The following is a 24,930-nucleotide window of genomic DNA, read 5'->3' on the forward strand; positions in this document are numbered from 1 at the left end:
TAAATAAGATGAAAAGGATATCTATATATTTATACACCTGTTTGTTTTTAGGTCTTACAACTACAGCTTGTAAAAAAACACTGATAGAAGCCCCGAAATCAACGCTTACCCCTGCTTTTTTTACAACAAGCCAGGGCTTTCAGGCAGGTCTCACTGCAGCCTATGCAGGTTTCAGAACCATTTGGGGGCCGGATACCTATTTTGAATTAACCGTACCCGGCACCGACGAATTTATTGCCGGTAACGATGGAAACAACGGCCTGGTAAAATATAACAGCAACTTTAATACTGCAGATGGTACCGTTGCTACCATCTGGAAAAACTGCTACACCTATATCAATACCTGTAATGGCTTGATTGGTAATGTTCCTGCTGGTATTGACGCTACAACGGCAACGAGCATGGTTGGTGAGGCCAAGTTTTTACGGGCAAATTATTACTTTATATTAGTTCAGTTTTGGGGCGACGTTACCTTAAATAAAACATTTCAGTCGGTACCTACTACTTCGGCTAACAGGGACAAAATGGCCGATATATATAACTTCATTGTTCAGGACCTGAAAGATGCTATTTCGGTTCTGCCTGCAAGTCCTTTAACCAATGGTGTACAACCCGGCAGGGCTACAAAAGCCGCTGCAATGCACATGCTTGCAAAAGTATATTTAACAAGGGCAGGCTCATCGGCTAAACAGGCAGATGACTATAAAAACGCCTATGCTACTGCAATTGATTTGATAACAAACGTTGCACCTGCCGGAGGAATAAAATTACAGCAAGATTTCGGGAAAGTATTTGCGGAAGGCAATGAAGCTAACAGCGAAATATTGTGGACAGTACAGCACACCACCACACTTGCTTACAATGGCTCGGCCACACAAAATAACAGCGGTCCTGATAACCTGCTGTGCCATTTGTTTGTTCCTAAGTATGAGGTGCAGCCTGGTATGCAGCGCAGTACCCTTTACGGGCGTCCTTACATCCGCGTAGTGCCTACGCACTGGCTTACTGATACTGTATTTAGTGAAAGGGTTAATGATCAGCGTTATAATAAAACGTTTCAAACAGCCTGGTTATGCAACAATGCAGCTTCAATACCTACGTGGTCTAATCCGTTGCCAGCCGGTGCGCCTGTTGGTGCTCAGCCCGGCGCACCTAAATTTACAGTAGGTGACACCGCTATCTGGATGCCTGGTAAAGCTATGACTTCGGCACAGATTGCCGGTTATCGTTACCAGGTTATTCCGCCGGCCAAATACAGCATTGCGTTGTCGCCAGCTATGATTAAGTATTTTGATACTAAACGGCCCGATCAAAATTCGCCCTCAAGCAGGCCGATAATCATATATCGCCTGGCCGAAACGTATTTAATTGCTGCCGAAGCATTATTTATGGATGGCCGTGCCGGTGACGCAGTGCCATATATTAATGCCATTCGTGAAAGGGCTGCTTATCCTTCAGGCAATGCAGCAGCAATGGATATCACTGTTGATAAGCTTTCGCTGGATTTCATTCTGGATGAGCGTTCGAGAGAATTGTGCGGTGAACTTGTGCGCTGGCTTGACCTTGCAAGGACAGGGAAGCTGCTGGAAAGGGTAAAACTGCATAATACGGATGGTAAAGCTAATATTAAACCATTTCATGTGCTTCGCCCAATCCCGCAAACACAAATCGATGCAACAATTACAGGTACTCCATATCCGCAAAATCCGGGTTGGTAAACCGGAAGTAGGTAAGGCGTACATAACGTAAAGCGACAAAAAATACTATGAAAAACCACTATACTATACTTCGTATTCTTTTGATTTTTCTTTTGCCATTCTGCTTCATTCAAGCTCAGGCAAATGATAGTACATCGCCTGAAACATCCCCATATAATGTAAAGTTATATGGGGCGAAGGGCGACGGTAAATCAATTGATACTCAAAATATCAATAAAGCAATTGAGGCTGCAGCAGCGGCTGGCGGCGGAACAGTTTATTTTCCGGCAGGGAATTATTTAAGCGGTTCTATGCATCTTAAAAGTGGCATCAGCCTATATATCGATCAGGGGGCTACCATAATTGCAGCGCCTATTGAAGCCGGTTCAGGTTATGATGAGCCAGAAGCTAAAATAGATAATAACTACCAGGACTTTGGACACAGGCACTGGCATAACAGCCTGATCTGGGGCGAAAACCTGCATGATATTTCAATACTGGGTCCCGGTACCATTTGGGGTAAAGACCTGGTGCGGAGCAATAAGGGTGAAGATGATAAGCGCCCGAACAAAACGATCAGTCTTTATTTGTGCCGTAACGTAATTATCAGGGATATTTCGATTCTGCATGGCGGCTGGTTTGGGATCCTCGCAACGGGGATCGACAATTTTACTATTGATAATGTTAAGATGGATACTAACCGCGACGGTATGGATATTGACTGCTGCCGCAACGTACGTATCTCAAACTGCAGTATCAACTCGCCTTATGACGATGGTATCTGTCTTAAAAGTACCTATGGGCTTGGATTTGCCAGGGCTACCGAAAATGTTACTATTACCAACTGCCAGGTGAGCGGCTACGATGAAGGTTCATTTTTGGCCGGCACTTTTACCCGCAATGAAAAAAAATATTCTGACGGTAATCCCACCGGCCGCATAAAAATAGGTACCGAATCAAACGGTGGTTTTAAGAATGTTACCATCTCCAACTGCGTGTTTGATTACTGCCGTGGCCTGGCTCTTGAAACTGTTGATGGTGCACTTTTAGAGGATGTTACCATCTCCAATATAACCATGCGTGATATTGTTAACGCGCCAATTTTTGTAAGGCTTGGTGCACGCATGCGCGGGCCGGAAAGTGCGCCTGTAGGGGCGCTCAGGCGCGTGATCATTAGTAATGTGGTATGCTATAATGCCGATAATAAGCATGGGGCAATTATAAGCGGGATCCCAGGGCATGATATAGAAGACCTGCGGTTGAGTAATATCAGGATCTATTATAAAGGCGGGGGCACCAAAGAGCAATCCATGCGTGAGGTACCCGGTTTAGAAAAAGAATATCCAGAACCCTATCGCTTTGGCACTATGCCTTCTTACGGCTTCTTTATCCGCAATGTTAAAGATTTAAAAATGAACGATGTGGAAGTTAGCTATATCGCAGATGATTTCCGCCCCGCGTTTATTCTTGATCATGTAAACGGTGCAGATTTTCAGCATATCAAAGCGCAAAAGACAGCGAGCTCGGCGACGTTTGTTTTAAATGAAGTAAAGGACTTTAACATTTATAACAGCCGCCCGGTAGCGGATACTAAACTGGCCAACGCAAATAAAAAAGAATTATAGTAAATCAACAGCATGAAAAGTATACTTTTTAAATGGGCAACAATTCTTACGATCCTGCCGGTGAGCCTAATGCTTTATGCCCTGAAGCCAGTAACAGAAGTGGTGCCCGACGCCGATAACGCGGGCTTAAAATTACCTTTAGGTTTCGGTGCCCTGAAAGTTGCCGAAACCGGTGCAAAGGCCCGGCATTTAGTAGTTACACCGCAGGGCAATATTTATGTAAAGCTGGCCAAACCCAATAAAGAGGGGAAGGGGATTTTAGTATTTCATGAAGCGCCCAATGGTAAGGCCGAACTTAAATCGGGCTTTGGTACTTATGGCGGCACCGAGGTTTATTTAAAGAACGGGTACCTGTATGCATCATCAAATACCGAGGTGTTCAGGTATAAGGTGAATGATAAAAACGAAGTGATCAACCCCGATCAGCCCGAAAAAATAATTACCGGGTTAAAGGCAGGCCGTCAGCATGAAACCAAATCATTTGCGCTGGATAACGACGGCAATATTTATGTAAACATAGGCGCCTGGTTCAACTCCTGCCAGGAAAAAGACCGCGGCCTACATTCACCGGGGATACCCGGATGCCCGATACTGGATTCGATGGGTGGCGTATGGCAATTTAGAACGGATAAGCTAAATCAAACCTATGGCGATGGTGTACGGTATGCAACAGGTTTAAGGAATATGGTCGGTATGGATTGGAACCAACAGGACAACCAGCTTTTTGTAATGCAGCACGGCCGGGATAACCTGAATAGTTCATGGCCTGAATTGTATACCACCAAGCAGTCGGCCGAATTACCTGCCGAATGTTTATATGGCCTAAAAAAAGGCGATAATGCGGGCTGGCCATATATGTATTATGACCAGATCCAGCATAAAAAGATCCAGGCCCCTGAATATGGCGGTGATGGCAAAAAAGAAGCTGATGCAAAGTTTCTTGATCCGGCTGCCGCCTATCCAGGACACATGGCCCCTAATGGTCTGTTGTTTTATACCGGAAACCAATTCCCTGAGAAATATAAAAACGGTGCTTTTATCGCTTTTCACGGTTCGTGGAACAGGGCACCTGAACCGCAGGCCGGGTACTTCGTTGTTTTTCAGCCATTTAAAAACGGGAAGCCTGATGGCACCTGGGAAGTATTTGCTGACGGTTTTTCAGGCTCGCCAGAGAAAACTGCGGCCGGGCGCGCAGACCATCGTCCCTGCGGACTCGCCCAGGGCGCCGATGGTTCATTATATGTTACGGATGATTCAAAAGGTACCATATACCGCATTATCTATCTTAAAAAGTAATAGACCAATGACTAAATATTTATTGACCCTCTTTTTTGCTGTTAGCTGTTTCCAGTTAATAGCACAGGTTAAAACCAGGGCGAAAACAAAAGCGAAGCCAACTGCTGGCCTGACCGTTTCTATGGCAAATGGCAAAGCTATCTATATAAATCATTGCTTAACCTGCCACCAGGCCGATGGCGGAGGGGTTCCAAATATGAACCCGCCATTAATCAAAACATCCTATGTAACAGGTGATCATACACAATTAATTAAAGTGGTACTTAACGGGTTTTCGGAGAACATTGATATTGATGGAGAATCATATTCAAATGTGATGCCCGCGCATGACTTTTTAAAGGATCGTGAAATTGCAGATGTATTGACTTATGTGCGGAAAAGTTTTGGTAATAAAGGTGGGGCAATTACAGCAGCTCAGGTTAGGGCGGTCCGTGAGAAAAATAAAAAGAAAGCGGTTATAAAAAACATATAACAATTAAACTAAAAACAGCTAAAATGAAATCATTTTTATACTTGTTGCTTATTGCCTATGCTTCGGCAGCATTTGGGCAGGATGTTAATACGGAAAACATTGTGCGCCGTGTTGCCGATAACGTTATTAAGGAAACTTCCTTTCAGTTTGTTAATGCTAAAACAAACGAAAAATATAATTCTACCAAGGGCTTGGCTTCATCCATAGATATCAAGGTTGATAATAAATACAACAAGTGGGCATATGTAAATGGTGTTTTAACTATAGGCATGATGCAAACTGCTGATGTGCTGGGCGACAAAAAATACTCAGACTATTCGCAGCATAATTTCGCGTTTATTTTTGATAACCTTAGTTATTTCGAAACGCTTTACAAAGCAAAAGCAGGTAAGGTAGAATACGGTTCTGTATTCAATATTACTAATCTCGATGCTTGTGGCGCAATGTCGGCTGGTTTGTTTGATGTGGATGCCCTTGCACAAAGGAAGGATTATGAGGCCTATCTGGAAAGGTCTGCTGCCTATATCCTAACTAAACAAATGCGCTTGCCCGATGGTACACTTGCCCGCCCGCAGCCCCGCTTTGGCACGCTTTGGGCCGACGATATGTTCATGAGCATTCCGTTTTTGGCACGTATGGGCAAACTTACCGGCGATAATAAATACTTTGATGATGCTATCAAACAGGTGGAGAATTTCAACAAATACCTTTATGATCCTGCCACCGGTTTGTTTTTTCATAATTATTACAGCGATGATCAAGCCAATGGGGTAGGACATTGGGGCCGCAGTAACGGATGGATAGCTATGGCACAGGTTGAGCTGTTAAACAATTTACCTGCAAACCATCCCAAACGTGCCGAACTGATCAAATTGCTGTTGAGGCAAATAGTGGGTTATGCCCGTTACCAGGATCAAACCGGGTTGTGGCATCAGCTATTGGATAAGCCTGATTCATACCTCGAAACATCAGTTACCGCTATGTACACTTATGCGGTAGCAAGGGCAGTAAACCAGGGCTGGATAAATGAAAAATATATAGCCATTGCCCGTGAAGGATGGAAAGGCTTAGCCTCAAAAATAACTGCTGATGGCCAGCTACAGGATGTTTGTATCGGCACCAATATGGATACTGACATCAAATTTTATTATACCCGCCCAACCGAATTGAACGATACCCATGGTTTAGGCGCGTTATTACTGGCCGGAACTGAAATGATTAAAGCCGAAAAGAAAAAATAGATATGTGCAGGGTAATGAGGTTGTTGTTTTGTATAGCTTTTATCGTTTTGATATCTGATTTTAGGTTGTTCGCTGCCGAGGTGGATATTACCGCTTTTGGTGCTACCGGTAATGGTACTACACTAAATACAATGGCAATTCAAAATGCCATTGATGCGTGCCATAAAAGTGGCGGCGGCAAGGTGGTTGTTCCATCGGGTGTTTTTTTAACCGGCACAATTGCATTGAATGATAATATTACCCTGCATTTGAATAAGGGGGCTGTTTTATTAGGAAGTACCGATGTTAATGATTATAAAAACCTTGATCCCTTTGTTGAAGGGCTTGGGATAAGCGTAGGCTGGGCGCTGGTTGTAGCCGTCGACAAAAAGAACATCAGCATTGAAGGCGAAGGAATTATTGATGGGCAGGGAGCAAAGCTAAAAGCACAGCAGATCTTAACCGATACCCGTGCCGAATCACAACGCTGGGGACGACGCCCTTTTTTATTGCGGGTTGTACGCTGTCAAAATGTTTCAATAAGTGGCGTTACTTTAAATTACTCAGCTGCCTGGACCTCCCACTACTTTCAATGCAGGCAGGTAAATATTCAAAACGTAAAAATTGAAAGCAGGGGAGTTGCCCATAACGACGGCATGGATATAGACGGCTGCCAGGATGTAACTATCAAAAATTGCGATGTGGTAAGCGGCGATGATGCCTTGTGTTTCAAAACAACATCAAGCAAAATGGCCTGTAAAAATATTGTGATTTCGGGCTTGCGGTTAAAAAGCGGGCAGGGTGCCATCAAGATCGGTACAGAATCGATGGCGCCATTTGAAAATATCAGGATTTCAGAGTGTTATATTTATGACACGGCTAACGGAGGTATCAAGCTGCTTTCTGTAGATGGGGCGAATATCAGGAATATTGAAATAGCTGATATTACCATGGTGGAAGTGAAAACGCCTATCCTGATCCGTTTGGGGGCAAGGTTAAGCGTATTCCGCAAAGATCAGGATACACAGCAACCAATAGGAACACTTGAAAATGTAACCATTCAAAATGTTAAGGCAAAGGCAGCAGATAATGCACAGCTCATGCCGCCGTCAGGCATTCTGATAACAGGGATTCCCGGGCATAATATTAAAGGGCTCACTTTAAAAAACATCGAGATAAATCTGGCCGGTGGCGGCAGCGAAGAAAACGCCCGGCAGGTTGTTCCGGAAGCCATCGATAAATATCCCGAAGTAAAAACATTTGGTCCGCTTGTTCCTGCTTATGGCATATGGGCCAGGCATGTTGACTGGTTAAAACTCGATAATATAAAACTCACATTAGGTAGCAATGACCTCAGACCGGCTTTCATTTGTGAGGACGGGAAAAACATTGAACTTAATTCCTGCATAATTCCTGAAACAGCAGGAGCCCAAGCAGTGATCAGGTTAGAAAGCGTTGCCGAAGCTTTGATAAAGAATACCACGGTTGCTGGTTCTGCAGATGCATTTGTACGTGTTGAAGGTGACGCAAGCGGTAATATCAAGATCCTGAAAAATAACATTCCCGGAATCTCAAAAAAGGTTGAACTATCTGCCGGTCTAAAAGCAGGCATTGCCATTTTAAATTAGCATTATTTAGCCATCAAACAGAACATATGAAGATATATCCACAGAAAATATTTTTAGTTGTCCTTACTTTTATTTTTCCGCATATGGTTTATGCCCAGCAGGTTGTGTCGCCCGTGCAAACAGATAGATGGGCGATTCAGCCTGACGGAAGCATTAAATGGACTATTAATGGCCGGTTGCCCCACACCGATCATATCGAAATGTCGGGCGAGAAAGTATCTGTATGGGTACAGTATGGCTTAGATAGCGCCGGTAACTTGTCTATTTCAAGAACCGTTGTTTTTCCTACTTTCAGGATGTTGCCCGATGGCACGCGGACCCACATCGATTATTCATTTGTTGACGGCGAATTGCCGCGCTTTTTTGTCAACAACCGTAAGCTAAAGACAGACCTGGCCAATGGTAAAAAATCAGGCGATCTTTCATATAATATCACCAGTATCAGCCATAAAGGGATCATGAGGATAGCTGCTACGGCAGGTAATCCGGCGCTGGTGAAAATCGATCGGAGCATCTTCCCATCGGTAGATAAGCCAATGGTAATTGAAAAGTTTGTGTTTACCAATATAACCGATAAGCCAGTTACCATTGCTATGGAATATCTGCGGTGTGAGGTTAGGACGGATAGTGCTAAAAGTAAGGTAAGGCCCCATTCGGTTATCAATGGCGCTGTTGATCCTGGCAGCAGGGTAGTTCAGCCGGGATCAAATACTACCTTTTCGGTTTATTACCTCGCTACAGATTTTCCAACCCAGACTGTTAAAATTGATGCTAATGCGGAAGAAAAGGCTCGTGAAGATCGTATAAATACAATTTTATCGCCCCTGCAATTAAAAACACCCGATACCTTATTAAATACCGCCTTCGCCTTTGCCAAAATCAGGGGGACGGAGAGTATTTACAAAACCAAGGTTGGTTACCTGCACGGCCCCGGTGGGCTTGCGTATTATGCAGCTATCTGGGCTAATGATCAGGCCGAATATATCAGCCCCTTTTTCGCTTTTTCAGGAGATAGTATCGGTAACCTGTCGGCAATGAACTGTTACAGGCTGTTTGCAAAATATATGAACCTGGAATATAAACCAATTCCCAGCTCGATAGTGGCTGAAGGCGATGCAGTATGGAAAGGAGCTGGCGACAGGGGAGATCAGGCGATGATCGCTTACGGGGCGTCAAGGTATGCATTAGCTTATGGCAAACCCGACTCTGCCAAAAAACTGTGGCCGCTCATTACCTGGTGCCTTGAATATAGTCATCGGAAACTGAACGACCAGGGGGTTGTTACATCTGATCATGACGAACTGGAAGGGCGCTTTCCATCGGGCAAAGCCAACCTTTCAACCAATAGCCTTTATTATGATGCCCTGATCTCCGACGCATATCTTGGCAAACAATTGCATCAGCCCAAAACACAAACAGACGAATATTTAAAGCAGGCCGCGGCGCTTAAAATCAATATCGAAAAATACTTTGGGGCAACTCTTGAGGGTTTTGAAACCTATAAATACTATGAAACTAATGATGTATTGCGTGCCTGGATTTGCCTGCCGCTTACCATGGGTATTTTAGACAGGAGCGAAGGAACAATCAATGCCCTGTTTTCGCCAAGCTTATGGACTGCTGATGGATTAGCAACACAGGCGGGCAAAGAAACATTTTGGGACCGTTCAACCCTGTATGCGCTTCGCGGCGTATTGCAGGCGGGTAAAACTGAAAAAGCAATGGATTATCTGCGCTATTATTCGCGAAGGAGGCTGTTAGGGGAGCACGTGCCTTATCCGGTGGAAGCTTATCCCGAAGGTAACCAAAGACATTTGTCGGCCGAAAGCGGGCTTTACTGCCGGATTTTTACCGAAGGCTTATTCGGCATCAGGCCAACAGGTTTCAGCAATTTTGATTGTACTCCCCGGTTACCAAACGGATGGAATGAGATGGCCCTGAATAATATTCATGCATTCGGCCATGTTTTTAACCTTCAGGTTTCACGGCTAAACAAAGGGAAACTGCTTATCTCCATTACTGAGGGTAGTAAAGTAATTAAATACAGAATAACTGACGGTGGTACACAGGCTGTTGTGTTATAAACTGTATCTTGATATATAAAACAAACCGCTATGAAAAAGATATTAAAATCAACATTGCCTGCTTTAATGGCATTTATAGTACAGGGCGCTTTTGCACAAACACACCAATTGGAAAAGCTTTGGGAAACTGATACAGTAGTACGGATCCCCGAATCGGTTTTACCGGATTTTAAAAAGAAAATCTTATATGTATCAGAAATTGAAGGAAATCCCAGCGCAGTTGATGGTAAAGGTGGGGTTGCAAAGATCGGACTGGATGGAAAGATTATCGACCTGAACTTTACAACCGGATTAAATTCACCTAAAGGCCTGGGGCGGGTTGAGGATCAATTGTATGCAGCCGATTTGTCGGAAGTGGTAGTCATTGATATTAAAACAGGCAAAGTGATCAATAAGATACCTGTCGACAGCGCAAAAATGTTAAATGACATTACCGTAGATAGCAAAGGGATAGTTTACGTTTCAGACAGTAAAACCAAAAAGATCCACCGGATTGAAAAGGGCCAGGTAACAACTTTTTTAACCAACGTAAATGGTGTAAACGGGCTTAAAGCCATCAACGATGATCTATATATCCTCGGCGGACCGAAGTTCATGAAGGCGGATAGCAAGGGTAATTTAACACAAATTGCCACGCTAAGCTGTGGAGGTGATGGTTTAGAGCCGGTAGGTAATGGCGACTTTTTGATTACCTGCTGGTCGGGGCACATATTTTACATAACAGCCGATGGTAAAATAGAAACCCTGCTTGATTCGGAGGCACAAAAGATGAATACGGCCGATTTAGGTTACGACACCATTAATCACATTTTGTATGTGCCAACGTTTTTTGAAAAAAAGGTAGTAGCTTATAAATTAACTACCCATTAATATGCAGTTGAAAAATCTGGGACTGTATTTAATATTGATATTTGTTTTGAGTACTAAGTCTTTATTCGCGCAGCAAAGTACCCGTTTAGATACGGGCTGGCAGTTTATAAAACAAGATTTAGGTGGGATTTGGGAAGCCATCCGTCCGGAAGATAAAGGCATTCCGCATGATGTTCCGCACTGGCAGCAGGTAGTGCTTCCGCATTGTTTTAACGCACGTGACGCGGTAGATCCCGATGTGAACTACTACCAGGGGCCGGGATGGTACCGTACCCAGGTAAGCATCAATAACCCATATCAAAGAGGGCGTACACTATTGCATTTTGAAGGTGCCGGGCAAAAGACTGACGTTTATGTATATAACACCAAAGTAGGTTCGCATTTGGGCGGCTACGATGAATGGACGGTAGATATAACAAAGGCTGTTAATGACTTTAAGAAAACAGAGATCTGCCAAACTCAATTTAAAGGAAATATCCCTGTCGAAATAAGGTGTGATAACTCGCGCGACCTTGAAAGTATTCCGTCACGTTTATCGGACTTTACAGTGTATGGCGGACTTTACCGGTATCTCATTTTAGTATACGTACCTGTTGTTTCGTTGGATAAGGTTTTTGCCAAGGCAGAGGTTGATAAAGATGGTAAGCAAGGGAAGTTAAATATTGGTCTTCGTGTCTATGATCCTGAAAAAATAAATGCAGTTGAGGGTGATATTAAGATCATTGATCCGCAGGGTAAAATTATCCAGCAATCAAAATATAATTTATCTTCTACTGCGGGAGAAATACCGGTTGGTTCATTTACGGTTAAAAAGCCGCAATTATGGTCGCCAGATCATCCGGTGTTATATACTGTTGAGGTTAGTGCGCGTGCCAATGGCAGTACTTTTACCCAAAGGGAAAAGGTAGGGTTCCGGAATTTTGAATTTGTGGATCATGGCCCTTTCATGCTTAACGGTAGACGTTTATTGTTAAGGGGTACCCATCGTCATGAGGACGAGGCAGGTGTTGCAGCCGCCATGACCGAAGGTATGATCAGGCAGGAAATGCAGCTCATGAAAGATATGGGCGTAAACTTTATTCGCCTTGGCCATTACCAGCAATCGCGTATTGCACTCAATCTGTGCGATAGCCTGGGAATTTTGGCCTGGGAAGAAGAGCCCTGGTGCCGCGGTGGTTTAGGAGGGAAGATTTATAAAAACCAGGCCCGGCAAATGCTTACCAACATGATTGAGCAGCATTATAATCATCCCGCTATAATTTTGTGGGGATTAGGAAATGAGAATGATTGGGAGGGAGATTTTCCGGAGTTTGATAAGACAAAGATTAGGGCCTTCATGAGTGAGCAAAATGATCTTGCCCACCGGCTTGATCCATCCCGAAAAACCACTATTCGTCGTTGTGACTTTTGCAAGGATATTGTTGATGTGTATTCGCCCTCTATATGGGCTGGTTGGTATCGCGGCACTTATAACGAGTATAAGCAAACAACCCTTGATGAGTTTAATAAAGTAAATCACTTTTTTCATACAGAATGGGGCGGGGACAGCCATGCGTTGCGTCATTCTGAAGATCCTGATAAGGCCTTTGTTAATATTAAGAAGGGAGGCGGCGCCGATGAACGCGCCGGCGACGCGTCGCTCTCCGGCGGAGATGCAAGGGTTTCAAAGGATGGCGACTGGAGCGAAAGCTATATCTGCAATCTTTTCGACTGGCATTTAAAAGAGCAGGAGACAATGCCCTGGTTAACAGGATCGGCCTTTTGGGTATTCAAAGATTTTTCGACACCGTTACGGCCGGACAATCCGATCCCTTATATGAACCAAAAGGGTGTGGTGGAACGGGACATGACCAAAAAGGAATCATATTACGTTTTTCAATCGTATTGGACAACCAAACCAATGGCACATATTTACGGGCATACCTGGCCTGTAAGATGGGGAAGCGAGGGAGAACAGAAGGTGATTAAAGTTTATTCGAACTGTGAAACCGCCGAGTTATTTCTGAATGGAAAGAGCTGCGGTATAAAAAAACGGAACAGCCAGGATTTTCCTGCTGCCGGTTTGCGCTGGGTGGTAACGTTTAAGAAAGGCAGCAACAATATCCGCGTAGTGGCTCAAAAGGGAAAAGCTACCGTAACCGATGAGATTAACCAGATTTATCAAACAGATAAATGGGATAGGCCGGCTAAACTGATAGTTGAGAAAATAGCAGAAGAAAATGGTTTTGCCACAGTACAGGTTAAAGTTTTAGATAAAAACGGTATCCAGTGCCTCGATGCTATAAACTGGCTCAGTTTTTCGCTAAGCGGGGATGGCATATTGCAGGATGATTTAGGTACATCAGGCGGATCAAGAAAAGTGCAGGCTTATAATGGTCGCGCTACTATAAAAGTACAAACCCAAAACGATAAAAGTGTAGTAGGCGTGCAATCGCCGGGATTACAAACTGTATTTATAAATCTTTAATATGCATCAGCTTAAAAAGTATTTAGTTTTTGTGGGTTTGATAAGTGCCAAACTTGCTGTTGCGCAAACCAAAAGTAATAATGCGGCTTTAAAGCTTTGGTATACAAAACCCGCGGTTGCCTGGGAAGAGGCGCTGCCCCTGGGTAATGCTACTACCGGAGCTATGGTGTTTGGCGGTGTTAATCATGAACGTTTTCAGTTGAATGATCATAATCTTTGGTCCGGTTATCCTGAACCGGGAAACAATCCGCAGGGGCCTGCCCATCTGCCCGAAGTGCGCGCCGCTGTTTTTGCCGGGGATTTTGACAAAGCAGCAGCAATATGGAAAAAATATCTGCAGGGACCTTACACTGCCCGATATCTTCCTTTAGGCGATTTGTTGCTTGATTTTAACCTGACTGATAGCACCTGTAGTGATTATCGCCGCGAGCTGGATTTAAATAATGCCGTATCTACGGTGAGGTATAAGGTTAATGGAGCTAATTTTTCGCGAGAAACCTTCATAAGTTACCCCGACAAGGTGATGGTAGTGCGTATTACTGCCGATAAAAAGGGGGCAGTAAATTTCAAGGCCAACCTGCAAAGTAAACTACGCTTTACTGTTTCGGCAGCCGGTAGCAATAAATTGGTTTTGAATGGCAAAGCGCCAACTTATGTTGCTAACCGTGATTACGAACCCAGGCAGGTGATTTATGACGAGCCCAAAGGCGAGGGTATGAATTTCCGCATCAACCTTAAAATAAAGAATATTGGGGGGAAAGTAAGTGCTGTTAACAATGCGCTGCAGGTTAGCGGTGCAAATGAGGTTATCCTATATCTGACTGAAGCTACCAGCTTTAATGGCTTTGATAAATCGCCCGGATTACAGGGTAAAGCCCCTGCTATCGAGGCTGATAGGAGCCTTTCGGCTGCCGAACAAAAAACATATGACCTGCTTAAGCAAAGGCATATTGCCGATTATCAGCATTTATTTAAACGTGTAGATTTTAATTTAGGCGCTGATGCTGAAATGATAAAACAGCCGATAGATGAACGGCTTAAAAACTTCAATATAGCGAAACCCGATAAGCAGTTGCAAACGCTGTATTATCAATTTGGGCGCTATTTGCTCATTGCCAGTTCGAGGCCGGGAAGTGCTCCTGCCAATTTACAGGGGATCTGGAATGACCAGGTAATACCACCCTGGGGCAGCAATTATACCACCAATATTAATACCGAAATGAATTACTGGCTGGCCGAGAATACCAATCTCTCTGAGTGCCATCAGCCATTGTTCGATTTTTTGAAAGAGCTTGGGGTAAATGGTAAAGTCACTGCTAAAGTAAATTATAATATCAATGAAGGCTGGGTTGAGCATCATAATACCGATATTTGGGCTAAAACATCAACTGTTGGTAATTATGATCAGGATCCTAAAAGCTCGGTAAGGTGGTCGGCATGGCCAATGGGGGGCGCCTGGATGAGCCTTCATTTGTATGATCATTATCTTTTTACCGGTGATAAGGCTTTTTTAAGCAAAACCGCTTATCCTGTTATGAAAGGTGCTGCGCAGTTTATGCTGCACTGGCTGGTTACTGATCCCAACACAGGCTATCTGGTAACAAACCCTTCAACATCACCCGAAAACACAGTTAAGATCAATGGTAAAGAATACCTTGTAAGCGTGGCCTCTACCATGGATATGTCAATCATCCGCGAATTATTTCAGGATTGTATCGGCAGTGCTCAAATCCTGAGTACTGATAAAGCGTTTGTCTCCGAGGTAAAGGAGGCGTATAATAAACTTTATCCGTTTCATATTGGCCGGCACGGGCAATTACAGGAATGGTTTAAAGATTGGGATGATACAGCGGATACCCACCGGCATATTTCACACTTGTTCAGCTTGTTTCCGGGACGGCAGATCTCAGTATTTAATACGCCGGAGTTAGCGGCGGCGGCAAAGCAATCCATGATTTACCGAGGCGATGTAAGTACAGGCTGGTCGATGGCCTGGAAGGTGAACTGGTGGGCCCGGATGCACGATGGTAATCATGCTTATAAAATACTGGCCGCCGCATTTAATTATATGGACCCTTTACAGCAAAAAGCCCAAATGAGCGGTGGGGGTACCTATCCCAATTTGTTTGACGCGCACCCGCCTTTTCAGATTGACGGAAATTTTGGCGGAACAGCCGGCATGACCGAAATGCTGCTGCAAAGTCAGGATGGTGAAATTGAATTGTTACCAGCCCTGCCCGATGCCTGGGCCGATGGCAGCATCAAAGGCATCAAAGCCCGCGGAAATTTTGAGGTGACTATCGACTGGAAAAAGGGAAAACTGAGCAAAGCAACCATTAAATCAAACATGGAAGGCATTTGCAGGCTGCGTACACCTATTCCCGTGAAAATTGTGGAGACAGGCAGTAAGACTGCTGTTGGTATAAATAGTAATATACTAAATACTCCGCCAGCGATGCCGGTTTATCAAAAAGTGAATGATACTCAACTTCCTGACATTACATTTAATAAAGGCTACTTAATTGATTTTGCCACTGAAAAAGGCAAAACCTACACTGTTATTCCCCGGTAATACCATGAAAAATTTAAAATACTGTTTGCTGTTTGTTTTGTTTTTAAGTTTTGCTGCATCACTCCATGCGCAATCAATAAGTTGGACGGAGATAGAACCAGGCATTTGGGAAGGTATAATCGGCAAGCCCGAGGAGTTTGACCTGTTGAAAGCTTCAGGCGCAGCACCTTATCATGCCGGCTTACAGCAAATGCCTGCGGCCGGTTTTCCCTTACCGCAGGAGGAAATTACCGGCCAGGTAAAGGATGGTAAAACTTACCTTAGGTTTCCTCTCGAAAAGAAGGAACAGCTGTTCGGGTTCGGTTTAAATTTTCAAACCGTATTTCAACGGGGAAAGGTGCTTACCCTTCATGTTGATAATTATGCAGGTAAGGATAATGGTCGTACACATGCGCCGACGCCATTTTACGTATCATCAAAAGGTTATGGCGTGTTTATTAATTCAGCAAGGTATCTCAACGTATACGCGGGCACAGCTGTGAATCGCGACAGCAAAACTCCGCCTGAAGTGAAAGACCGTAACCTGGATAAATCATGGAGCTCGCACCCGTATTCAGATGGGGTTGAAATACTGGTACCTGCTGCCGGTACCGAGATTTATGTATTTGCCGGGCCAACCATGCTGGATGCCGTGAGGCGCTATAATTTACTAAATGGCGGAGGCTGCTTGCTACCGCGTTGGGGGCTGGGCTTTACTCAACGCATGCAGCGTTTAACCGACGCGCACGGAGTTGAAGAAGAAGCAAAGGCATTTGAAGAAAAGGGGTACCCGCTTGATTTTATAGGGCTTGAACCTGGTTGGCAAAGTAAATCGTACCCTTGCACTTTTGAATGGGATCAAAGCCGGTTCCCTGACCCAAAAGCTTTGGTTCAGAATATGCTGAAAAAGAATATCAGGCTTAATTTGTGGACTAATCCCTATGTGTCGCCACAAGCACCCCTTTATAAAAGTATTTTACCCTATAGCGGTTCACATACCGTTTGGAACGGCATCGTACCAGACATCAGTATGCCCGAAGCGCGTAAAATCTTCTTCGGCGAACTGGAAAAAGGAAAAATAGATATAGGCGTCAGCGGGTATAAAATGGATGAGGTTGACGGGGGCGACAATTACTTATGGCCCGATGTAGCTGTTTTCCCGTCCGGTCATGCTGCAGAGCAAATGCGCCAAACCTATGGGTTAATGATGCAGCGTTATACAAACGAGATTTATCATCAGCGCAACCAGCGTACATTCGGCCTGGTGCGTGCATCAAACGGTGGCGGTGCATCATTCCCTTATGTTATCTATAATGATTACTATGATCACCGCGATTTTATCACAGCGCTGGTAAACAGCGGTTTTGCCGGTGTATTATGGACGCCAGAAGTACGATCATCCAAAACAGGAGAGGAGTGGCTGCGCAGGTTCCAATCAAACGTGTTTTCGCCGATGGCCATGATCAATGCATGGGCAAGTGGTACTAAACCGTGGTCGTTTCCTGAAGTTGCTGAGCAGGTAAAAGCTATGGCGAACCTGCGGATGCAAATGATGCCATACTGGTACAGCGAATTTGCTAAATATCATTTTGCAGGGATCCCGCCTTTCAGGGCTATGTATATGGAAGACGGCTTTGGAGTTTCAGAGGCCAAAACTGAAAAGAAACAGATAAACCTGGAAGAGAACCCATATGAAGAAGCCATAACCAAAGAAGTTAAAGATCAGTATATGGCCGGCGAATATTTATTGGTAGCGCCCGTATTTGCGGGTGAAACCAGCCGAAAGGTAATACTACCCAAAGGCAAATGGTATGACTTTTATACCGGGAAATATGCAGGCGGAGGTGAAGTGATTAGCGTTGAGCCGGGCCTGGATAAAATTCCTGTGTATGTTAAGGATGGTGGAATTATACCTATGATGCCTGCAATGCTGCATGCGCCAAAAGCAGGACAGAAGGTAGATCTCGAGATCAGGTATTATGGCAACAAGCCCGGTGTTTATTCATTATATGATGATGACGGTGAAACATTTGATTACGAAAAAGGCAACTATTCATTCCGCAAGATTACTGCCATTAAAAAGAATGGGAAATTAATTGGTTCTATCTCTCCCGCCCTAAAAGGCAAACCTGATAATATTGAAAAAATAACCTTTAAATCCATGACCGATTAATAAGTTATTAAAGTGGTAAATAGCCTTTTGTTAATGATAGTGGTTTGGAATCAATTGGTTAGGCTTATTTGAACTTGGTTTGGAGTTTGATATCACGCTGCAAAATGGAGGGCCGCAAATAATCGGTCATTGATTTAATACGGCAGATCTGTAATTTGGCAGCAGACGGAGGAATAGACGACTTTATGATGAACACATTATCGATTTGCAAATGGAAACCATAACATATAAAGCACCAAAGAATTTCTCGATTAGAAAAGTCTCGACTAGCTAAGCAATAAAAATTTAAAAAGCTAATGGCATCAATGTACAGGATGAGGATGCAATAGTAATATTAGATTTTCTTTATCTTATTGCCAGACCTTGCAGTAACGAAGCAACTCAAAGAGATTCTATAGAAAGTAACCTTGATGGGAATTCGAATTTTTTATCAACCTCGCAGTTACTTTAGTAGAGTTTTTTCATTATTGGTCTAAAGATTTGGATTTTTAGTGGAAACGTAGAACCTGTTTTGAGACTTAAATTGTGTATGTAATTCATTTATTATCAGTAGTTTGTATTTAATAAAAAAGGAGACAGATAATTCTGTTCACCTCCTTAAGTTGCCGGAGGGATCTCAATCGAACCCCTTATTCCACTTTTGACGCTTTTGGATGAAATGAATTTGCGTTAAAAAAATTGATCGGCATATTATCAAGACACTATCCTCATTTGTCTTTCAACTTTAAAAATTACAAGCACGTTTACTCCAGGCCCATTTTTAATCTCAAAGGTTCCGCCCAGTTGTTTGCTAAGTGCTTTCATCATCTCCATTCCTAAGGATGATGTCTCTGTTAAGTCAAAATTCGAAGGAAGCCCTTTGCCATTGTCACTAATAAGCAAGGCGATGGTTTCCGGTGCCGACAGCTTCGCATTAATAAGTATCTCGCCTCCGGTTTTATCAAATGCATATTTAATGCTGTTGGTGATAGCCTCATTCAATATAAGGCCCATAGGTACGGCCTGTGATATATCAAGATTCACTTGATCAAGGTTTTCTTTAAATCTGATTTTGCGATGTCCGCAATCATAGCAGGTGTAGAGATATCTAATTAAATCGGTGATATAATCAGCCATTACAATAGTTGCCACATTGCTTTTACTATAAAGCTTTTGGTGGATGATAGAAATAGCCTGCACCCGGTTTTGGCTGTCCCTTATGGCATCTCTGGCGTCGGTGTTTTGCAAATATGCCGACTGTGTATACAGTAAGCTCATCACAATTTGCAGGTTATTTTTAACCCGGTGATGAACCTCGCGGAGCAACCATTCTTTTTCAGTAAGCAAATCCTGTTGACGCCCTAATAAATTGTCTTTATCCTGAAGCAGTTTTTCTTTTTCGTTCAGAAGGAAAGAGAGCGAAGTGTTTTGGATATTGATCTCTTTTTGTTTGTTTTTTAGCTTAAAGTTGCTTCGTTGCTTGCTTCGGTAAGCGAAGTATAATATTCCGGCCAATAAAAAGCCTATCAATACACCCGCTAAAGTGATATTTCGCTGTTGGTGAATTTTTTCAAGGTTGTTTTTTTGAATTGCTGACTGGTTGTTGAGTTCCTGGATCTTTTTATCCTTTTGTACTGATAAATATTTCGTTTCAAGCTCACTGATTTGCTTGCTCGTTGCAATATTGGTAAGGGAGTCTTTTATAATTTTGATCCGCTGAAAGCCCTTTAGCGCTGCAAGAAATTCGCCTTTAGCCGAATCGACCTTGAACCTATGCTGATATATGGTCATTTTTGAGAGCACCGACATCTTACCGGTGGGCAGCGCTTCCAGCATCGTTAACTCATTAGCCAGTTTAAACCATTGCCTGGTTAGCAGGTAATGCTTTGGTAGCGGATCATAAGTAGCAATAAAATTATCCATGGCGTAATAATTTTTCTTGCTCTCCTCGGGTATACCGTCACGAACCAGCAAAAGGATTTTTTTAAATCTTGGGATCATTTTTTCGGCACTTGCGTTGTTCTTCGTATGATTGTACAGCTTCATCTCGGCCGAAAGAAACATGCTTTCCTCAATCACTGTTTTTTGAGGGAATTTTTGATAAGTCTTTTTGAGATAGACAATGGCTGTTTGATATTTTTTTAAGTTAATATAACAGGTAAGTATTTCATGAACACCAAGGTTATATATCTCATGAGCATTTAGCTTTGCTGCAATGTCTACGCACTTTTGATGATAAACGAGCGCTTGCCCAAACTGCCGTTTATTATAGTAAGCAACGCCTAAAGTAAAATAATAATACTGCCCCCAATAAGTATCGTGTTTGGAGTTGGCCTCATAAGCGTTTACGCAGTTTATGCGGGCAAGTAATTCTTTCGGCATATCGCCTTTTCTGTAATAGGTATCGGCAAGGTTATAATAAGCCTCGGCAATTCGGGGGCTTTTTAACAGCTCAAATTGTTTGATTACCAGAATATAATATTGCTCAGCCTTATCAAATTGATTGGCGTTTTGATAAGTTAACGCGATATCGAACTGTTCATCAGCCGCCTGAAGTTTGAACCCGTTTTTTAAATAAATTTCGTAAGCCTTATTATGGATTTTTAGTTTATTATCAGTTTTAGCCTTATCTGACGCAGGCATGTGGTTTGCAAAATAACGCCATACATTAGCTTCTTTTAATGGTTGACGATGTGTTTGATAATGGTTAGCAGCTTCTGTAAAAATTTGATTTGCCAGGCTCAAATTGTTCTGTTCTATAGCGAGTTCTCCTTTAATAAAAACCACGCTATCCAGGTACGCTGTGGCATGGATAGTTTTACTAAGCATTTCGGCCTGGGTTATATAATATACGGCGCTGTCCATGTCTGTATGCGGTCTGCCTGGTTTGTACAAATAATGCCGGGCTAATTGAAGCTGCATGTTGATACGGTTGGTGTCCTTCCTCGTTTTATTAAGCTTTTCGAGCAGTTTTACTACATTTTGGGCACCGGCGACGAAGGCGTAGCTTATCAAAAAAATGCAAATGGCAAGCCTTTTCATCGTCGTGATATGTGGTTTAACTAAAGTTTTTTTGAGTTATAGCTATTCAAAAGGGTGTTAATACCGGTGCGGATCAGTTAATTATAGTTTCAGTTTCCGGCATCTCATCTCTTAAGATGAAATACAGGAAACGAAAGATTGTGCCATCTGGATAAGGTTTTGAAAATCAATTGTTTGTCTTTTGTTTGGAATGCAAAGCAGGCGATATATCGGACGGGACTTAGAGCACCGTCCGATATGTAGTCGGTATAGATATCCGGATTATTGTAGATTGTAATAACTCCGGTGATATTATGAAAAAGGAGTTGGGCTACTTAATACCCAGTCGTTTCATTTTTGAATGAAGAGTAGTAGGAGGTAGTCCCATTACCGCGGCGGCACCGCCAGCACCCCTTATTCGGCCGTTGCAATTTTTTAGCACGGTTATGATATAGTCCCTTTCATTTTCATCGATAGTTTTCATTCTTGTGCTTGCCTGGGGTTCAAGGCTTGTTTTATTACCTGGCTGCTTGGGCAATAAAACCTGTTCTATAATTGAGGTTTTTGACAATAGTATAGTTCTTTCAATAAAATGCTCCAGTTCCCTGACATTCCCAGGCCATGCGTAATCAAGCATTTGGGCCATCGCTTCGGGAGAGATCCCGTTAATTTGTCTTTTATATTTTTTTGAAAAGTGCGAGATGAAATGATCAGTGAGCGCAGGTATATCGTCAATTCTTTCCCTTAAAGAAGGGATAATGATAGGGAATACAAAGAGGCGATAATATAAGTCGAGCCTAAAACGCCCTTCTTCCATTTCTTTTTCCAGATCGCGGTTAGTAGCAGCTATGATCCTAACATCAATTTTTATAGGCCCCTTACCGCCAAGACGTTCAATTTCCTGTTCCTGCAATACACGAAGCAGCTTTACTTGTAGGTCTATCGGCAGTTCGCCTATCTCATCCAGGAAAATTGTGCCGCCGTTGGCCATTTCAAATTTACCGGTCCGTTTTTCAAGAGCACCGGTAAAGGCACCCTTTTCATGCCCAAAAAGCTCGCTTTCGATAAGGTTGGCCGGTAGTGCCGCGCAATTAACAACCACCAAAGGCTTGCCCGACCTGGCCGATAGCGAATGGATGCTTTTAGCTACTCTTTCCTTACCGGTGCCGCTTTCACCAAGAATAAGTACTGAGGTATCAAGTGGCGAAATAGTATTGATATGATCAAGTACAGTTAGCATAGGGCGGCTTTGCCCAACAATGCCGTCAAAATCGCGGGTACGCTCTTTAAACGATACTGGTTCGGCGGAGGGAACTGAAGGCTGTTGATCTGCAGTGATCTTTTGCCTGTCATTTTCAAGCACGCTACCCAAAACGTTAATCAAACGGCTTAATAATGCAATATGCTGTTGGCCATAGGTATTGTTTCTTCGGCAGTAAAACTCGTATCTTATTAAGGTTGAGTTGTCTTGCAAAATTGGAAAAAACAACGCTGATTCGAAGTCATAGGTATCGGCGATTAGTTTGCTCAAGGGATTTTGATTGCAAAGGTGATCAACTTCCTCATCATTAAAGTATTTTGCTCTGTTTACAGCTGGTAACGAGGTATAGATGTTATTCAGCGTGGCATGATCTGTGCCGGTTACATTCACCAACTCCTGTTCTCCAAGCACCTGGTATTCATCAAAGCCTATCCTTAAAAAACCAACGCTGGTGATGCTTGGGATATTTGCGTTTTTGAGTATGAAATTAAGGTAATCAAACGGCACATATGCCTGCAGCTTATCGGCGAGCCGCAATAGTTTTTGCACCTTATCGCCGTCATAATTACGGATATCTTTCAGCTTTTGGTTCAGTTCCATTTCTTGCTGCCTGCTTGATTCAATACTGTTTTGATGCCGGTAAAAAGCAACATCAAGCGTAGTGAGCAAGTCGTCCTCACGGAATGGCTTAACTATAAAACCGAATGGCATTGTTGATTTGGCTTCTTCCAATAAGGTGCCTTGAAAGTTTGCGGTGAGGTATACAAAAGCCATATTCCGTTCAGTAAGTTTCCTGGCAAGATCAATGCCGTTTAGTGCACCTTTCAGGTGAATGTCAAGCAATACCAGGTCGGGCTTTTGTTCGTCGATAGAAGATAATGCCTCATTAACTGACTCTGATATGCCTGTAACTTTATATCCGGCCGATGTTAAGATCAGTTTTAAATGATGCCCTACAAGAGATTCGTCTTCTACTATCAGTATTTTCTTCATCAATATATTATGCAAAAATAAAGCTATTTCACAATGCCATTCTCCTTAACGAAACTCTTTCGACCAGGAAAATTTAGCTAAATAGTCTTTTAGTTATGAAACATCCTATCCAATACGTGTGCCGCGGTCAAAATAACATGATACAATTTCGGCCTATTTTAATAATCTGCCAAATGTGTCCTGAAAACTAAGGTATTTGAGAATCTTCGGCGAATTTTATAAGAGCGCCCATCGTTAAGTGCCCGATACTCGCAATGTAAACCGACGAAATAAGATTCACAAAAAAACGAAAGCGCCGATATATCGTCGGCTAACAAGGTAAAATGTTCTTTTTTTAATTGTTATGGCTGTGGCATAAAATTCGAAGCAGTTGTAATGAAATCTCCCTAAATAAAATTGGAATGATCACTGAAAGAATAACATCCAAACCGGAAGCCAAAATGCAGAACCTGAATTTACAGTTTGACTTACCTCAAGGTATCCTGATTGATTCGGGCGCAAATACGGGTACAAATCGTCCGGCGCGGGGCTCTGTCTTCAACAATCAATATCCCGGCATTATTGGCAACAGCACCGAGATGCAAAAATTGTATAGGCTGATGAACATGGTTGCGCCAAGTAATTCAACAGTTTTGCTGCTCGGCGAAACAGGTACGGGAAAGGAAGTTATTGCAAGGGGGATCCACCTGTCATCATCCAGAAAAAATAGACCGATGGTGACTGTTAATTGCGCGGCACTACCGGCAAACCTAATAGAAAGCGAACTTTTTGGTCACGAAAGAGGAGCATTTACAGGAGCCATGGACCGTAGAATTGGCAAATTTGAGCTGGCCCATCAGGGTACCATTTTCCTTGACGAAATTGGCGAACTTCCGTTGGAGTTGCAGGTTAAATTATTACGTGCGATCCAGGAGCGGGAGTTTGAAAGGGTTGGAGGGAAAACAACCATAAAAGTTGATGTCCGGATCATTGCAGCTACCAACCGCGATCTGGAGGAGGAGGTTGACGCGCATCGTTTTAGGGCAGACCTGTACTATCGCCTCAATGTTTTCCCGATATGCTTGCCGCCGTTAAGAGAAAGACAGGAGGACATTGCCGAACTGGCAAACTTTTTCCTGCTTCGTTATTGCAAATTAACCGGTAAAAAAATCAGTTTCATATCTAATAAAGCACTGCAGCAACTCAAAAGCTATTCATGGCCCGGAAATGTGAGGCAACTGGAACACCTGATTGAAAGAAGTATCCTGCTATCTGACGATAGTGTATTACGAGAGGTTTGCTTGCCGAATGATACAAACAAAAACATTGGTGATCAGGACATTTTCAAAAACAAAACACTTATTGATGTTGAGCGGTGCCATATCATTGCGGTATTAAAAAAATGCGGCGGTAAAATTGCCGGCGAAGGTGGTGCGGCCGAATGGCTGGGTGTACCGCCAACTACACTACATGCCAAAATGAAAAAGCTCAATATTGGTAAGCAGGATTATTTTCCGCAAAAAGCATAAACATAAGTTTAGGTATTGCCTGCTTCGGATCATGAAAAATAGCTACTTTTAGCGCTAAACATTTGTTTAGGGTTTACTACATCCC

General features: G+C 43.2%; 14 protein-coding genes. 12 read left to right on the forward strand and 2 right to left on the reverse strand.

The genetic code is table 11. From position 1 onward, the window contains the following. Positions 1-8: 8 nt before the first annotated feature. From FHW88_RS29000 to FHW88_RS29050, 11 genes are read left to right on the forward strand one after another with little or no spacing between them, the layout of a single operon-like run. A complete protein-coding gene (locus tag FHW88_RS29000; RefSeq protein WP_176628978.1) occupies positions 9-1,718 on the forward strand; it encodes a RagB/SusD family nutrient uptake outer membrane protein in 1,710 nt (569 codons plus the stop codon). A 47-nt stretch (positions 1,719-1,765) separates the two neighbouring features. After that, complete coding sequence (locus FHW88_RS29005) at positions 1,766-3,322, forward strand: glycoside hydrolase family 28 protein (protein WP_176628979.1); 1,557 nt, start codon at positions 1,766-1,768, stop codon at positions 3,320-3,322. Positions 3,323-3,334: 12 nt separating this feature from the next. Then, a complete protein-coding gene (locus FHW88_RS29010) occupies positions 3,335-4,618 on the forward strand; it encodes a PQQ-dependent sugar dehydrogenase (protein ID WP_176628980.1) in 1,284 nt (427 codons plus the stop codon). A 7-nt stretch (positions 4,619-4,625) separates the two neighbouring features. Continuing rightward, positions 4,626-5,090, forward strand: a complete 465-nt coding sequence (locus FHW88_RS29015; protein ID WP_176628981.1) for a c-type cytochrome — start codon at positions 4,626-4,628, stop codon at positions 5,088-5,090. A 23-nt stretch (positions 5,091-5,113) separates the two neighbouring features. Beyond that, positions 5,114-6,331, forward strand: coding sequence for a glycoside hydrolase family 105 protein (locus tag FHW88_RS29020; protein WP_176628982.1), 1,218 nt, complete (start codon positions 5,114-5,116; stop codon positions 6,329-6,331). Between the two features lie 2 nt (positions 6,332-6,333). Beyond that, positions 6,334-7,938 carry a glycoside hydrolase family 28 protein gene (locus FHW88_RS29025; RefSeq protein ID WP_176628983.1) on the forward strand — a complete coding sequence of 535 codons (1,605 nt, stop codon included), beginning with the start codon at positions 6,334-6,336 and terminating at the stop codon, positions 7,936-7,938. 26 nt (positions 7,939-7,964) lie between these two features. Further along, positions 7,965-10,022, forward strand: a complete 2,058-nt coding sequence (locus FHW88_RS29030) for a hypothetical protein (RefSeq protein WP_176628984.1) — start codon at positions 7,965-7,967, stop codon at positions 10,020-10,022. A gap of 30 nt (positions 10,023-10,052) precedes the next feature. After that, positions 10,053-10,892, forward strand: coding sequence for an SMP-30/gluconolactonase/LRE family protein (locus FHW88_RS29035; RefSeq protein ID WP_255485484.1), 840 nt, complete (start codon positions 10,053-10,055; stop codon positions 10,890-10,892). Between the two features lies 1 nt (position 10,893). Then, on the forward strand, positions 10,894-13,359 hold the full coding sequence (locus FHW88_RS29040; protein ID WP_176628985.1) for a glycoside hydrolase family 2 TIM barrel-domain containing protein: 2,466 nt from the start codon (positions 10,894-10,896) through the stop codon (positions 13,357-13,359). Between the two features lies 1 nt (position 13,360). Further along, positions 13,361-15,931: a glycosyl hydrolase family 95 catalytic domain-containing protein gene (locus FHW88_RS29045; RefSeq protein WP_176628986.1), complete on the forward strand. Its 2,571-nt coding sequence runs from the start codon at positions 13,361-13,363 to the stop codon at positions 15,929-15,931. A 4-nt stretch (positions 15,932-15,935) separates the two neighbouring features. Next, on the forward strand, positions 15,936-18,083 hold the full coding sequence (locus FHW88_RS29050) for a TIM-barrel domain-containing protein (protein WP_176628987.1): 2,148 nt from the start codon (positions 15,936-15,938) through the stop codon (positions 18,081-18,083). Between the two features lie 693 nt (positions 18,084-18,776). Here the strand turns inward: FHW88_RS29050 and FHW88_RS29055 are convergent. Further along, positions 18,777-21,104 carry a histidine kinase dimerization/phosphoacceptor domain -containing protein gene (locus FHW88_RS29055; protein WP_176628988.1) on the reverse strand — a complete coding sequence of 776 codons (2,328 nt, stop codon included), beginning with the start codon at positions 21,102-21,104 and terminating at the stop codon, positions 18,777-18,779. A gap of 310 nt (positions 21,105-21,414) precedes the next feature. Further along, the gene (locus FHW88_RS29060) at positions 21,415-23,337 is read right to left on the reverse strand and encodes a sigma 54-interacting transcriptional regulator (RefSeq protein ID WP_218117332.1); all 1,923 of its coding nucleotides are present in this window, start codon (positions 23,335-23,337) and stop codon (positions 21,415-21,417) included. 401 nt (positions 23,338-23,738) lie between these two features. On the opposite strand from FHW88_RS29060, the gene FHW88_RS29065 reads away from it, so the two are divergent. Next, a complete protein-coding gene (locus tag FHW88_RS29065; RefSeq protein WP_176628990.1) occupies positions 23,739-24,845 on the forward strand; it encodes a sigma-54 interaction domain-containing protein in 1,107 nt (368 codons plus the stop codon). Positions 24,846-24,930 lie beyond the last annotated feature (85 nt).

It is taken from the genome of Mucilaginibacter sp. SG538B, assembly GCF_013376065.1.
GTDB classification, from domain to species: Bacteria; Bacteroidota; Bacteroidia; order Sphingobacteriales; family Sphingobacteriaceae; genus Mucilaginibacter; species Mucilaginibacter rubeus.

Excerpts from the sequence above, each read along its gene's own strand:
- FHW88_RS29050 (WP_176628987.1), top strand. The coding sequence starts at position 15,936 with ATGAAAAATTTAAAATACTGTTTGCTGTTTGTTTTGTTTTTAAGTTTT.
- FHW88_RS29020 (WP_176628982.1), top strand. The coding sequence starts at position 5,114 with ATGAAATCATTTTTATACTTGTTGCTTATTGCCTATGCTTCGGCAGCA.
- FHW88_RS29000 (WP_176628978.1), top strand. The coding sequence starts at position 9 with ATGAAAAGGATATCTATATATTTATACACCTGTTTGTTTTTAGGTCTT.
- FHW88_RS29055 (WP_176628988.1), bottom strand. The coding sequence starts at position 21,104 with ATGAAAAGGCTTGCCATTTGCATTTTTTTGATAAGCTACGCCTTCGTC.
- FHW88_RS29060 (WP_218117332.1), bottom strand. The coding sequence starts at position 23,337 with ATGAAGAAAATACTGATAGTAGAAGACGAATCTCTTGTAGGGCATCAT.
- FHW88_RS29045 (WP_176628986.1), top strand. The coding sequence starts at position 13,361 with ATGCATCAGCTTAAAAAGTATTTAGTTTTTGTGGGTTTGATAAGTGCC.
- FHW88_RS29065 (WP_176628990.1), top strand. The coding sequence starts at position 23,739 with ATGATCACTGAAAGAATAACATCCAAACCGGAAGCCAAAATGCAGAAC.
- FHW88_RS29030 (WP_176628984.1), top strand. The coding sequence starts at position 7,965 with ATGAAGATATATCCACAGAAAATATTTTTAGTTGTCCTTACTTTTATT.
- FHW88_RS29010 (WP_176628980.1), top strand. The coding sequence starts at position 3,335 with ATGAAAAGTATACTTTTTAAATGGGCAACAATTCTTACGATCCTGCCG.
- FHW88_RS29015 (WP_176628981.1), top strand. The coding sequence starts at position 4,626 with ATGACTAAATATTTATTGACCCTCTTTTTTGCTGTTAGCTGTTTCCAG.
- FHW88_RS29040 (WP_176628985.1), top strand. The coding sequence starts at position 10,894 with ATGCAGTTGAAAAATCTGGGACTGTATTTAATATTGATATTTGTTTTG.
- FHW88_RS29025 (WP_176628983.1), top strand. The coding sequence starts at position 6,334 with ATGTGCAGGGTAATGAGGTTGTTGTTTTGTATAGCTTTTATCGTTTTG.
- FHW88_RS29035 (WP_255485484.1), top strand. The coding sequence starts at position 10,053 with ATGAAAAAGATATTAAAATCAACATTGCCTGCTTTAATGGCATTTATA.
- FHW88_RS29005 (WP_176628979.1), top strand. The coding sequence starts at position 1,766 with ATGAAAAACCACTATACTATACTTCGTATTCTTTTGATTTTTCTTTTG.